This window comes from Zobellia russellii, assembly GCF_018728565.1.
Taxonomy (GTDB): Bacteria; Bacteroidota; Bacteroidia; order Flavobacteriales; family Flavobacteriaceae; genus Zobellia; species Zobellia russellii.
The window spans coordinates 219347-232389 of record NZ_JACSOI010000002.1 but is presented as its reverse complement, the minus strand read 5'-3'; the positions used below and the strand labels follow the sequence as shown (position 1 = coordinate 232389).

Sequence of the window (13043 nt, the reverse complement as noted above, 5' to 3'; positions counted from 1 at the left end):
ACTTGGCTCCTATGATCTGGAGGAAGTTCTTTGTCTAACCGTTTCGTATAAGAATACGGCACAAGCAACGGATACATTTAGGGACTCAATTTCTCCTAACAAAGGTAGTTTGGCCAAATGATTAGCAGCTTTTAAAGTGGACGGTGAAATACCCCTGTCTTCAGACCCCATAATTATAGCCGATGGTCCGGTAAAGTTAATATCGTAAATTGAGGTATCCGTTTTTTCGGTGGCACCTACCACACTAATGCCACTTGCCTGAAGATAATACACGGCGTCTTTAATATGGTCTACTTTAGCTATGGGCACGTTAAAAGCGGCACCGGCAGAAGTCTTTATCGTATCTGCAGTTACAGGAGCGGCTCCTTTTTTCTGGATAATGATGCCATCTACACCGGTACATTCCGCAGTTCTGATTATTGCTCCAAAATTACGTACATCAGAAAGTTGGTCAAGTAAGAGAAATAAGGGGGATTCTTTATCCGCAATGACAGACTCAACAAGTTCCTCTAACTCGTAGAAAGTAATTGGGGAGATATTGGCGACAACACCTTGGTGGTTGTTTTGTGTTAACCGGTTGAGCTTTTCAATAGGAACATAAGAAGTGTTGATGCCATTTTTTCGAATCAAACTCTCCAATTCACGGGACAGATCACCTTTGAGACCTTTTTGTACAAATACCTTGTCTATAGGTTCATTAGCATTTATAGCTTCAATGACCGCACGTATACCGTAAATTTGAGTTGTTTTGTCCATGGGTGCAAATATATGATATTCGATAAATGATTAGTGTTATTACTCGTTTACTTTCTGAAAACAACTTTTCGAATAAATAGTAAAATTAAATAGGTGGGATTAATCTTATTTAGCATTTGAATTTTTTAGTTATTGACTTGAAGCAAGGAGGATTTAATTTTTGCTAAAACCTGTAAGTGGTTTGTATTAAGGAGTTTTAAATAAAAAAGCCACCTGTGAGGTGGCTTTTTATGATTAGATTTCCGAAATTAACTTAGATAATTCATTAAGATTTTTAACATTGTATTGTTTGTACTTAGCTCGATTTTTTTTGTCGATTTTTAGAGATTCGTAAATTTTATTTTTAGACTTGGGCAACTTAGTTATTTGATTGGTGCTGTCTACTAAAAATTCGTCAGATTTTAATTTAATTTTTGTCTCAACTAAACCGAGCGTTTGGGTAGGCGATTCTAGAGTTGTCACTTTAAATAGTCTAATTAAATCAATTGAACTTCCATCTGCCAGTACCTCGTGATAATTTTTGTCAAATGAAGTATTCACTTTGAAAGTCCTATTGTCAAATTTAATTGATATTACAGATTCTGGGTTTAAAATATATTCTTGGTCTTCAAGTTTAATGATAAAATTATCAGTAGAAATATTATAATTTGCTAAAATTGAATAAGTAAAATTTTGTTTGAATTTGGCTTCTATTCTTACTTTTTTCCAATCATTGAATAAATACGGTGAGCCCGATACATTATTATTATTGGAATTGAAATAGACATCATCTACCTTTTGCAACGCAAAAAAATCAAGATTATTAGCAAACATGCTGTTTTGAGGGCCGTTTCTATTTTGAGAGCTTCCGTAAAAACAGATAAATGAAAACAAAATAATTAGTGATTTGGTCATAAAAATTAATTTTATAGTATTATTAAAACATAAAAAGGCTAGCAATAAAATTGCTAGCCTTTAATAGGTACTTGTTAGATTATTCTAGTTAACATCCCAAAAGACTTTAGTTGAAGCACTGTCCCCACCAATTGCATCGGCAGCGGCAGCTAGTTTTTCACCATTCAAAGTAGCTTCAGATAAAGGGTAAATATATCTTACAGGTATATCTGCCTCTGTCATACCTTCAGGAGCTTTTAGGGTAATAGCTTCTTGGTCAAAAATCCTCCATGTAGTCCAACCTTCGTAAGGGTTGTTATACAAAGCAATCCATTTTTGGGTAGCTATTTTTTTATCCCAATCTCCATCGGCAGTTGCATAGGATACATTTGGCAAAGCTAAATAAGTATCAAGTTCTTCTTGAGTTGCTCCCCATTCCATAAAAGATTGGGAGATTCCGCTTTCATAGAAAGATTCTGCGGTGCCTCCTACTGCGTAACCCCTAGCTGCTGCTTCAGCTAATAGAAAATGTACCTCGGAAGATGAAATAATAGTTCCGAGTAAATCTGGCTGTTTCAACATATTGTCTATGTTAGATGAGCTGGCTGGCGAGTTGGCACTACCATAAACACCTCCGACATACTCACCATTCAATTCATCGAAATAGTAAGCTCTTCTTGGATCTTCCAAATCATTTAGAACGTCAATAAAAGTATCTGCACCCACAAAGTCGGATCTACCGCTTTGGACTAATGTTACCCATAATGGATGAGTATTTGGTGCGGAACCTAAATATTGAATACCAAAATTATCGCTATTTTCTACAATAAGTGCTTGGCTAGCGGCTTCTTCTGCTTTTTGTTGAGAAAGAGCTGGATTTACATCTGCTAATCTCATAGCTAATCTTAGTTTTAGTGAGAGGGCCGCTTTTTTCCATTTAGTCATGTCTCCATTGTAAATGGGGTCTTGAATGGAAGAAAAACCGGTTCCTCCGTTCATGGATGCTATGGCCGAATCTAAAGTTTCTAAGATGCTAGTATAAACTGTGGCAGCATCATCAAAAGTAGGAGTTGCATTTTCAAAGTCTACAGCTTCACTATAAGGGATGTCTCCAAATGAATCCACTAAAACAGAATAAGAGTATACTTCTAGCATGTCTATTATAGCCAGTTTATTCTGCAAATTGGAAGCTTCTTCTTCAATAAGTACTTCTCTTGCTCCTCTTAAATCTTGAAGCACGTCTCTATATAATGTATTCCAAATATCTCCACTGTTGTTTCTTGTTACCTGATTGTATTGACTTTCATCAGGATAAGTGGTTTGGGCCCAGTATTGCGCATATAACCGTGTAACATGGCTATTTGAGCTAGGGTCGTTCATTAAATCGAATAGATTACGGGCCGCATTGGTAAAGAGACTGCTTCCCGGAACCACCGTTGGGTTCTTTTGATCTCTATTTAAGTCTTCACTAACCTCACATGAGAATAGGAAAACTGCGCTTATCGCTGTTATTAAATATTTTTTCATGTTTTTTTTTTAAAATTCTAGGTTTAAGTTAAATCCAACGGTCTTTAAAGTAGGGTAAGAACCGGATAAATAACCTTGAACGTTCCCTGCTCCTAAACCAGATTCTGGATCAGCATAAGGAACTTTTTTATCAATTATCCAAAGGTTACGTCCAACAAGTGAAACATTTGCTGCAGAGAACAAGTTGTCTCCAAACCATTTTTTAACTGGTAACTTATAGCTAAGCGACAGTTCTCTTAATTTTACGTAATCAGCTCCATAAACGTGTATAGCTGCTGGATTTCTGGACGCATTTCCCCAATAGAAAACCCCACCGTAAGTAGTAGCATCCGCTCTTGTAGTATTAACTTCTCCAGACTCTGTAACACCTTCTAACAAAACACCTCCACTATCCGGACCATCAGTTACTGGGTCTCTAAGCGGATTGCCTAAATCATTTAGACCTGCGGTATGTACGGCAAGACCAGTTCCACCACCGTAATAGTTGTCAAGAGAGAAAACTTCACCACCTTTTTGAATATCTATTAAGAAGCTTAAAGATAAGTTTTTGTATCTAAAAGTGTTAGAAATACCACCAGTCCAATCTGGATTTACATTTCCTAAAACTTGATCAGGTTGTGATAAGTAATATCCACTATCATTTACTACCCTGTTGCCATTATCATCAAAAACATAGCCACTACCTCTAATCGTACCATATGGTTCTCCAACGGTTGCATTAATTGATATACCGCCTTGAAATGATTGTAATTGTAAGTTCTGAGAGTCTCCTAAAAGACTGATAACTTTGTTCTCGTTTTTAGACCAGTTTACATTAATTCCCCATTCAAAGGCTTCTGTCCTTACTGGAACAAGGTTTAAGCCAACTTCAAAACCTTTATTTTCCATTTCTCCTGCATTTACCCATCTTTTGGAAAATCCAGAAGCAGTTGTTTGAGAAATGTCTAATAATTGATCTTCAGTATTTCTTTTGTAAAAAGTAAAATCAAACCCAACCCTTCTGTTGAACATGCTGGTCTCTAGACCAGCTTCAATTTCCTTCGTTCTCTCAGGTAAAAGTTCGGAGTTTTGTTTAGTGCTTGGGTAAGAAGTTAATACGGCATTACCAAAGTTGTTGATAATTGTATACGTATCGTAAACATTGTTTGCAGGTAAGTCGTTACCTACTTCAGCATAACCAGCTCTAATTTTTCCAAAGTTTAACCATTTCGCAGATTTAAGATAGTTGGAGAAAACTAAACTAGAGCTTACACCGTAATAGTTATAACTATTGTTACCTGCTGGAAGTGCAGAAGAGACATCGTATCGATCTGTTAGTTCAATGTATAGAGAGTTTCCAATTCCAATAGAAGCGTTTGCATAATAGCCTACAACCTTTTTCTCTTCTAAAGTTTCAACCGGTTTCGGAACAGCATTAACAGAATTTCTTAGTGCATATAATTCTGGTACAACAATTCCTCCAGCTGTAGATTGATGGTAAAAACTATAAGACTCTTTTCTTAAATTGATACCCGCAACACCTGCTAAAGTAATATTGTCACTTAAGTTAGTGCTTACATTAAACATTAAGTCGTAATTGTATTCTGAAAAGTCAATGTCTTTTCTATCATATCCTGAAGACTCGTCATCTCTCAATATGCCAAATGGGGTGGCGACCGATCCAACCGCTCTTCTTTCTTCACGTAACTCATTGTAAGTGTCCACAGCACCTTTAGCTGTTACATCAAGCCAATCAGTAATTGAGTAAGTAGCGAATAGGTTACCATAAAACCTCGTTCTTCCATCTGACTGATAGTTTTTATATCTAGTCCAGTATGGGTTATCCCAGTAATGCGGTTGCAAAGGTGATCCTTGTACTCCATCAGTTACAAGTGCGCCTTCATGATTCCATGAATAATTTTGGCCTGTTTGATTAAAGATATCTCTTTGGTCATCTATGTCAGCATTAACCTGATACCATTGTCTGAATTGGGACATGAGGTTATCACTGTATCCTGTGGAGTTACGTCCTACGGTTCTTTGAACTAGGAAATTAGTGTTAGCCCCAACTTTTAATCTGTCGGATGCCTGAAGTGTTCCGCTAAAGTTAAAAGTGTTTTTATTAAGATTTGAATTTGGAAGCATACCACTTACCTCAAAATTGGTGTAACCTAAACGATAAGTCATTTTCTCAGATCCACCTTGAATAGCAACAGAATTGTTAAACTGGTATTGTGTTTCGAAAAAATCTACTGGAGTAGTTGCACCTGCAACGTAAGGAGTTGGTTGTAAATAGTTACGGTGCTCAGGAACAAACGCATCCCATTGGTATACGGACTGTCCATCTAAAGGAGCGCCATATGATGCATCATCATAAGTCGGTACGGCTAAATCAAGATTTCCGTCACCATTAACATCAATGTCTTCAAAATATCCGGTTGAACCATAGTAAGGACCATAGCCCGCGCCGTATTTATCTTGGTACTCTATAAAAGTATTTTTGTCAATTTTACCTACAGTTACACCTGAGGTTATAGTAATTTTTGGCTTACCTTGTTTACCCTTTTTAGTGGTTACAATCACAACACCGTTGGCTCCACGAGAACCATAAATTGCAGATGCATTTGCTCCTTTTAAAATGTTTATGGATTCAATGTCATCGGGATTAATATCACTGGCAGCATTACCATAATCATAACCGGTACTTCCACCCTCTTGAGAGGTAGTGTTATTAAGTCTGTTTGAAATAGGAATTCCATCAATCACGAATAGAGGTTGATTGTTTCCTGTGAAAGAACTAAAGCCTCTGATTAAAAAGTTTGACGAACCACCAAAGTTGTTGTTGGCTTTAATCTGAACACCACTAACCTTACCGGAAAGTGAGTTTACAACATTGTCTAGTTTTACGGTGGAAACTTCTTCTCCTCCAACTACTTGGGAGGCATAACCTAAAGATTTCTTTTCTCTTGAAACCCCAAGTGCAGTAACAACAACTTCCTGAAGAGCTTGAGCATCTTCTTGAAGCTGTACGTTAATTGAACTAGAAGCTCCAACAGCACGAGTTTCATTTTTGTATCCAATATACGAGAATACTAATGATTGACCTTCACTAGCCGAAATGGCATAGTTACCGTCAAAATCTGTTTGGGTACCACTTGTTGTACCTTGAACAACAATGTTAACTCCCGGCAGTGGTAGACCATCTTGGTCGGATACCGTACCGGTAATCGATTTGTTTTGTGCAAATGAAATCTGCACAATTAACGCCAAAAACAGCGTTAACAATCCTTTTTGTTTTGCTCTCATTTTATAATTATTTGAATTAGCTAGCGCCAAAAATCATAATTTCACGTTAATAATCCAATTTTTTTTAACTCTAAATTATGCATGCATAGGTTTTTGGGTGTGATATTATGAAGTTTTAGTCTATATATTTAGTAAAATCACACAGTTTGTTAAGTTAAAGTTATAGAAAAAACGATTTTTATGTTCCTTTGATGAAAAGGGTTGTTGGTTTGTGTTAAAAAAATTAGAATTATTCAATTATGTCGATATTTAGCGATTTTTGGCAAAATATGATTGATTTAAGACTAAATTAATAGGAATAATCCTAATAAAAAATGAATTCTAGGGGTTGCTTGCTATTTTAGCTTGTTTTTAAATCCATGGTAACACTTTGTTATATGTGTGGCTGTCTTTGATATTGATGGATGGTTATCTTGTTTTGTATTATGATTATCATAGTTGAATTGTCAGAATTTGGTAATTGTGTGCTGTTTATTTTATGGTGCTTTTTGTGAGATGAATATAGTTTCGGTTACTGTCTTAAAACTTTATGAAAAATTGGAGGAAATAAAAATCTTGAAAATTAATCCCAAACTATTTGAATTTCTGCGAAATAGTCTTACATTTGCCGACCCTTAAACAAGGGGTTATTTATACATATATATTTAGTATGCCAACAATTTCACAATTAGTACGAAAAGGAAGGTCCACGATTACTAAGAAGAGTAAATCGGCGGCTTTGGATTCGTGTCCTCAAAGAAGAGGTGTTTGTACTCGTGTTTATACGACTACACCTAAGAAACCAAATTCAGCTATGAGAAAAGTAGCAAGGGTTAGGTTGACCAATGGTAAGGAAGTAAACGCTTACATACCTGGAGAAGGACATAACCTCCAAGAGCACTCGATAGTATTAGTAAGGGGCGGAAGGGTAAAGGATTTGCCAGGTGTTAGATATCACATCGTTAGAGGTGCTTTGGATACTGCAGGTGTTGCAGGAAGAACTCAGCGTAGATCTAAGTATGGTGCAAAACGCCCTAAGAAGTAAATGAACAAAGAGTTGTGGGTGAATATTGAGATGTGAGTTTCAATGTAAGCTACTGACTCTAAATTATTAAGTAATGAGAAAAAGACAGGCAAAGAAAAGACCACTTTTACCGGATCCAAGATTTAACGATCAATTGGTGACACGTTTTGTTAATATGATGATGTGGGACGGTAAAAAGTCAATCGCTTTTAGTGTTTTCTATGATGCAATGGATATCGTAGAAGAAAAAAAGACGGATGACGAAAAAACTGCTTTAGAGCTTTGGAAGGATGCCCTTTCAAATGTTATGCCTCATGTTGAGGTTAGAAGTAGAAGAGTAGGTGGTGCTACATTTCAAATTCCAATGCAAATTAGACCTGATCGTAAGATTTCCACTGCGATGAAATGGTTGATTAGCTTCGCTAGAAAGCGTAATGAAAAAGGAATGGCACAAAAATTAGCAGCTGAAGTTCTTGCCGCTTCGAAAGAAGAAGGTGCAGCGGTTAAAAAGAGAGTAGATACGCATAAAATGGCAGAGGCTAATAAAGCTTTTTCACACTTTAGATTCTAATCAGAAATGGCAAGAGATTTAAAATTTACAAGAAACATAGGTATTGCTGCTCATATTGATGCTGGTAAGACAACAACAACTGAGCGTATACTTTTTTATACAGGTGTTAGTCATAAAATAGGTGAGGTGCATGATGGTGCGGCTACTATGGACTGGATGGAGCAGGAGCAAGAGCGTGGTATTACCATTACTTCTGCTGCAACAACATGTACATGGAAATTTCCAATGGAAAACGCAAAACCGTTGCCTGATACCAAGGATTATCACTTTAATATAATAGATACTCCGGGACACGTTGATTTTACGGTTGAAGTTAACCGTTCTCTACGTGTTTTGGATGGTTTGGTTTTTCTTTTTAGTGCGGTTGATGGTGTAGAGCCTCAGTCTGAGACTAACTGGAGGTTGGCCGATAACTATAAAGTGCCTCGTATTGGTTTTGTTAACAAAATGGATCGTCAAGGTTCTAACTTTTTGAACGTGTGTAAGCAGGTTAAGGAGATGTTAGGGTCAAATGCTGTTCCAATTGTATTGCCTATTGGTGATGAAGCTGACTTTAGAGGTATTGTTGATTTGGCTAAAAACAGAGCAATAGTTTGGCACGAAGAAGGTTTTGGGTCAACTTTTGATGTTGTTGATATTCCAGAGGAAATGAAAGCTGAGGTTAAGGAGTATAGAGCTGCCTTGATCGAAGCGGTTGCGGAGTATGATGAGGAGTTGATGGAAAAATTCTTTGAAGATGAGGATTCTATCACGGAAGAGGAAGTTCATGCTGCATTAAGAGCTGCTGTAATGGATAGGGCTATTATCCCTATGGTCTGTGGTTCTTCATTTAAAAATAAAGGTGTTCAATTCTTGTTGGATGCTGTTTGTAGATATTTGCCTTCTCCTGTGGATAAGGATGCCATTGTTGGTGTAAATCCTGAAACTGGACAAGAAGAGTCTAGAAAACCTAGTGTAAAGGAGCCTTTCGCGGCTTTAGCTTTTAAAATTGCTACGGATCCATTTGTTGGTAGATTGGCGTTCTTTAGAACGTATTCTGGTCGTTTGGATGCTGGTTCTTATATATTGAACAATCGTTCAGGTAAAAAAGAACGTATTTCACGTATTTATCAAATGCATTCCAATAAACAAAATGCTATCGATTTTATCGAAGCTGGGGATATTGGGGCTGCGGTAGGTTTTAAGGATATTAAAACAGGTGATACAATGTCTGCTGAAAAGCATCCTATTGTATTGGAGAGTATGGACTTTCCTGATCCTGTTATTGGTATTGCTGTTGAGCCAAAAACTAAGGTTGATGTAGATAAGTTGGGTATGGCTTTGGCTAAATTAGCTGAAGAAGATCCTACATTCCAAGTGAAAACAGATGAGGCTTCAGGTCAGACAATTATTTCTGGTATGGGTGAGCTTCACTTGGATATTATTGTTGACCGTTTGAAACGTGAGTTCAAAGTAGAGGTAAACCAAGGTGAGCCACAGGTTGAGTACAAAGAGGCGCTTACTAAAATGGCTGCGCACAGAGAAACTTATAAGAAGCAATCTGGTGGTCGTGGTAAGTTTGGTGATATTGTATTTGAAATGAGTCCTGCAGATGAGGATTTCGAAGGAGAAGGGTTGCAGTTTGTTGATGAGATAAAAGGTGGTCGTATTCCTAAGGAATTTATTCCTTCTGTAGAAAAAGGATTTGCAGCTGCAATGCTTAATGGTCCATTGGCCGGATTTGAAATGGATTCAATGAAGGTTGTTTTAAAGGATGGTTCTTTCCACCCTGTGGATTCTGATGCACTTTCTTTTGAGCTTGCAGCAAAAATGGGATATAAAGCTGCTGGTAAAGCTGCTGGTGCCGTAATTATGGAGCCAATCATGAAAATCGAGGTGTTGACACCGGAAGAGAACATGGGTGATATAGTTGGTGATTTGAACCGTAGAAGAGGAACTATCTCTAGTATGAGCGATAGAGCTGGAGCTAAAGTTATTAAAGGCGAGGTGCCATTATCGGAAATGTTCGGTTATGTTACTTCTCTAAGAACACTTTCTTCGGGTAGGGCAACCTCTACAATGGAATTCTCTCACTATGCTGAGACTCCATCAAATATTTCAGAACAGGTTATTAAGGCAGCAAAAGGTGTTACAACCGCTTAATTTTTTAGAAAGATGAGCCAGAAAATAAGGATAAAATTAAAATCTTACGATCACAATTTGGTGGATAAGTCTGCTGAAAAAATCGTAAAAACGGTAAAAACTACCGGAGCTGTGGTAACTGGACCTATTCCTTTACCAACGCATAAGAAAATATTTACGGTATTGCGTTCACCGCACGTAAATAAGAAGTCTAGAGAGCAATTCCAACTAAGTTCTTACAAGAGATTGTTGGATATCTATAGTTCTTCATCAAAAACTATTGATGCCCTTATGAAGTTAGAGCTTCCTAGTGGTGTTGAGGTTGAGATAAAAGTATAGTTATAACCCGTCCGGTTAGGATGGGGGACATGTCCCGAGCTGCGTGCGAGGGAAAAACGGAGAAAAACAATCAGGGTTGAATTGTTTTGACCCTGTTTTTTTGTCCCATAGTTAATGAGTATTTAATAAGTATATATAAACGGAAGGCGGGTTTGTGAAAATCTGAATTCCATAATCTAAAATCAGTATGTCTGGGTTAATTGGAAAAAAAGTAGGCATGACCAGCATCTTTGACGAGAACGGGAAGAACATTCCTTGTACTGTTATAGAAGCAGGACCATGTGTAGTTACCCAAGTCAGAACCGAAGAGGTTGATGGGTATAGTGCTCTTCAACTTGGTTTCGATGACAAGGCAGATAAGCGTGCTAATAAGGCCGAAGCAGGTCATTTTAAAAAGGCAGGTACATCTCCTAAGAAAAAAGTCGTTGAATTTCAAGGTTTTGATGAAGGTTACAAATTGGGTGACACAGTAGGTGTTGACGTATTTGTGGAAGGAGAATTTGTAGATGTTATTGGTACGTCTAAGGGTAAAGGTTTTCAAGGTGTTGTAAAGCGCCACGGATTTGGTGGTGTAGGTCAAGCTACCCACGGTCAGCATAACCGTTTGAGAGCTCCTGGTTCCATTGGTGCCGCATCTTATCCTGCTAGAGTTTTTAAAGGAATGAAAATGGCCGGAAGAATGGGTGGTGATAGAGTTACCATTCAGAACCTTAGAGTGTTAAAGGTAGTGCCGGAGAAGAATCTTTTAGTTGTAAAAGGTGCGGTTCCAGGTCATAAGAATGCTTACGTAACTATCGAGAAGTAATGAAGGTAGCAGTTTTAGATATCAAAGGAAAAGAAACAGGTAGAAAGGCAGACCTTTCTGATGCTGTTTTTGCAATAGAGCCAAATGATCACGCCGTGTATCTGGATGTTAAGCAATACTTGGCACACCAGAGACAAGGTACGCACAAATCTAAGGAGCGTGCGGAAATTGCGGGTAGTACTCGTAAGATCAAGAAGCAAAAAGGAACTGGTACAGCGCGTGCCGGTAGTATTAAATCTCCTATTTTTAGAGGTGGTGGTAGAATTTTTGGACCAAGACCAAAGGATTACGGGCAAAAGTTGAACAAAAACGTTAAGCGTTTGGCTCGTAAATCTGCTTTGAGTATTAAGTCTAAGGAGCAAGCAATTTTAGTTGTTGAAGACTTTAATTTTGATACGCCAAAGACTAAGGATTTTAAAGGTGTTTTGAAGTCTTTAGGGCTTGAAAACAAAAAATCGTTGTTTGTCTTGGGTGATTCAAATAATAGCGTATATTTGTCTTCGCGAAATTTGAAAGGTTCCGAAGTTGTAACTTCCTCAGAAATAAGCACTTATAAAATTCTTAATGCAAACAGTATCGTATTGCTTGAGGGTGCTTTAGAAGGATTGGAGTCAAACTTAACAAAATAGAAAGCCATGAGTGTGTTGATAAAACCAATAATAACGGAAAAAATGACCGCCGAGAGCGAGTTGTACAATCGTTATGGTTTCATAGTTGATCCAAGGGCCAACAAGATTCAGATTAAAGACGCGGTAGAGGCAACTTACGGTGTTTCGGTTAAGAGTGTACGTACCATGAATTATGGTCCGTCTAGAAAAACGCGTTTCACCAAGACTGGAGTACAGCATGGTAAGACTAATGCAATTAAAAAAGCAATAGTTGATGTGGTTGAAGGTGATGCTATTGATTTTTACAGTAATCTATAAAGACAAGAAATGTCAGTTAGAAAATTAAAACCCATAACCCCCGGACAGCGTTTTAGAGTAGTAAATGGTTTTGACGCCATTACTGCTGATAAGCCGGAGAAGAGCTTGCTCGCTCCGTTAAAAAAATCGGGAGGAAGAAACAGTCAAGGAAAAATGACCATTCGCCATAGAGGTGGTGGGCATAAGAGAAGGTATCGTGTAATTGATTTCAAGAGGGATAAGCAAGATGTTGCTGCTACTGTTGAGTCAATTCAGTACGATCCAAACAGAACGGCTTTTATTGCATTGTTGAAGTATGCTGATGGTGAGAAAAGATACATCATTGCTCAAAACGGATTGCAAGTAGGTCAAGAGGTTGCTTCTGGTAGTAATGTTGCTCCTGAAATTGGAAATGCATTGCCAATAAGCGAGATACCGTTAGGTACTATTATTTCTTGTATAGAATTACGACCTGGTCAAGGAGCTGTTATGGCTAGAAGTGCAGGTACTTTTGCTCAGTTAATGGCAAAAGACGGTAAGTTCGTTACGGTTAAAATGCCTTCAGGTGAAACTAGGTTGATTTTGTCTACGTGTATGGCTACGATTGGAGCTATTTCAAACTCCGATCATCAGTTATTGGTGTCTGGTAAAGCAGGTAGAAGTAGATGGTTGGGTAGAAGACCTAGAACTAGACCTGTAGCTATGAACCCTGTTGATCACCCAATGGGTGGTGGTGAAGGTAGGGCTTCTGGTGGTCATCCAAGATCAAGAAACGGAATTCCGGCTAAAGGTTATAGAACGCGTACTAGAACCAAGAAGACGAATAAGTATATTCTAGAACGTAGAAAGAAATAAAAA

The 13043-nt window shown here is 37.8% G+C and carries 12 protein-coding genes; 8 read left to right on the top strand and 4 right to left on the bottom strand.

Going from position 1 to position 13043, the window contains the following annotated elements; genetic code table 11:
- Window positions 1–9: 9 nt before the first annotated feature.
- From rlmB to H9565_RS06540, 4 genes are all read right to left on the bottom strand, one after another.
- Window positions 10–756 (bottom strand): 23S rRNA (guanosine(2251)-2'-O)-methyltransferase RlmB, encoded by a 747-nt coding sequence (gene rlmB, locus H9565_RS06555; RefSeq protein WP_215438417.1) that lies wholly within the window; start codon window positions 754–756, stop codon window positions 10–12.
- Window positions 757–990: 234 nt separating this feature from the next.
- Complete coding sequence (locus H9565_RS06550) at window positions 991–1650, bottom strand: hypothetical protein (protein ID WP_215438416.1); 660 nt, start codon at window positions 1648–1650, stop codon at window positions 991–993.
- A gap of 84 nt (window positions 1651–1734) precedes the next feature.
- Entirely contained in the window at window positions 1735–3156 is a 1422-nt protein-coding gene (locus tag H9565_RS06545; RefSeq protein WP_215438415.1) for a SusD/RagB family nutrient-binding outer membrane lipoprotein, read from the bottom strand.
- A 9-nt stretch (window positions 3157–3165) separates the two neighbouring features.
- Window positions 3166–6441, bottom strand: a complete 3276-nt coding sequence (locus H9565_RS06540; protein ID WP_215438414.1) for a SusC/RagA family TonB-linked outer membrane protein — start codon at window positions 6439–6441, stop codon at window positions 3166–3168.
- 649 nt (window positions 6442–7090) lie between these two features.
- Here H9565_RS06540 and rpsL point away from each other — a divergent pair.
- From rpsL to rplB, 8 genes are all read left to right on the top strand, one after another.
- Complete coding sequence (gene rpsL / locus H9565_RS06535; protein WP_010519393.1) at window positions 7091–7465, top strand: 30S ribosomal protein S12; 375 nt, start codon at window positions 7091–7093, stop codon at window positions 7463–7465.
- 73 nt (window positions 7466–7538) lie between these two features.
- Window positions 7539–8015, top strand: coding sequence for a 30S ribosomal protein S7 (rpsG, locus tag H9565_RS06530; protein WP_013993855.1), 477 nt, complete (start codon window positions 7539–7541; stop codon window positions 8013–8015).
- A gap of 6 nt (window positions 8016–8021) precedes the next feature.
- Complete coding sequence (fusA, locus tag H9565_RS06525; protein ID WP_215438413.1) at window positions 8022–10157, top strand: elongation factor G; 2136 nt, start codon at window positions 8022–8024, stop codon at window positions 10155–10157.
- A gap of 12 nt (window positions 10158–10169) precedes the next feature.
- Window positions 10170–10475, top strand: a complete 306-nt coding sequence (gene rpsJ / locus H9565_RS06520; RefSeq protein ID WP_007094989.1) for a 30S ribosomal protein S10 — start codon at window positions 10170–10172, stop codon at window positions 10473–10475.
- A 187-nt stretch (window positions 10476–10662) separates the two neighbouring features.
- Window positions 10663–11280 (top strand): 50S ribosomal protein L3, encoded by a 618-nt coding sequence (gene rplC / locus H9565_RS06515; RefSeq protein WP_215438412.1) that lies wholly within the window; start codon window positions 10663–10665, stop codon window positions 11278–11280.
- On the top strand, window positions 11280–11909 hold the full coding sequence (rplD, locus tag H9565_RS06510) for a 50S ribosomal protein L4 (RefSeq protein WP_215438411.1): 630 nt from the start codon (window positions 11280–11282) through the stop codon (window positions 11907–11909). Before rplC ends, rplD begins: the two co-directional genes overlap by 1 nt.
- Window positions 11910–11915: 6 nt before the next feature.
- Window positions 11916–12206 (top strand): 50S ribosomal protein L23, encoded by a 291-nt coding sequence (gene rplW / locus H9565_RS06505; RefSeq protein ID WP_215438410.1) that lies wholly within the window; start codon window positions 11916–11918, stop codon window positions 12204–12206.
- Between the two features lie 9 nt (window positions 12207–12215).
- Entirely contained in the window at window positions 12216–13040 is an 825-nt protein-coding gene (rplB, locus tag H9565_RS06500) for a 50S ribosomal protein L2 (RefSeq protein WP_215438409.1), read from the top strand.
- The last annotated feature ends 3 nt before the right edge of the window (window positions 13041–13043 follow it).

What these genes read in the sequence shown, in the direction of transcription:
- rlmB (WP_215438417.1), bottom strand. Translation starts at nt 756, where the DNA reads ATGGACAAAACAACTCAAATTTACGGTATACGTGCGGTCATTGAAGCT.
- H9565_RS06550 (WP_215438416.1), bottom strand. Translation starts at nt 1,650, where the DNA reads ATGACCAAATCACTAATTATTTTGTTTTCATTTATCTGTTTTTACGGA.
- H9565_RS06545 (WP_215438415.1), bottom strand. Translation starts at nt 3,156, where the DNA reads ATGAAAAAATATTTAATAACAGCGATAAGCGCAGTTTTCCTATTCTCA.
- H9565_RS06540 (WP_215438414.1), bottom strand. Translation starts at nt 6,441, where the DNA reads ATGAGAGCAAAACAAAAAGGATTGTTAACGCTGTTTTTGGCGTTAATT.
- rpsL (WP_010519393.1), top strand. Translation starts at nt 7,091, where the DNA reads ATGCCAACAATTTCACAATTAGTACGAAAAGGAAGGTCCACGATTACT.
- rpsG (WP_013993855.1), top strand. Translation starts at nt 7,539, where the DNA reads ATGAGAAAAAGACAGGCAAAGAAAAGACCACTTTTACCGGATCCAAGA.
- fusA (WP_215438413.1), top strand. Translation starts at nt 8,022, where the DNA reads ATGGCAAGAGATTTAAAATTTACAAGAAACATAGGTATTGCTGCTCAT.
- rpsJ (WP_007094989.1), top strand. Translation starts at nt 10,170, where the DNA reads ATGAGCCAGAAAATAAGGATAAAATTAAAATCTTACGATCACAATTTG.
- rplC (WP_215438412.1), top strand. Translation starts at nt 10,663, where the DNA reads ATGTCTGGGTTAATTGGAAAAAAAGTAGGCATGACCAGCATCTTTGAC.
- rplD (WP_215438411.1), top strand. Translation starts at nt 11,280, where the DNA reads ATGAAGGTAGCAGTTTTAGATATCAAAGGAAAAGAAACAGGTAGAAAG.
- rplW (WP_215438410.1), top strand. Translation starts at nt 11,916, where the DNA reads ATGAGTGTGTTGATAAAACCAATAATAACGGAAAAAATGACCGCCGAG.
- rplB (WP_215438409.1), top strand. Translation starts at nt 12,216, where the DNA reads ATGTCAGTTAGAAAATTAAAACCCATAACCCCCGGACAGCGTTTTAGA.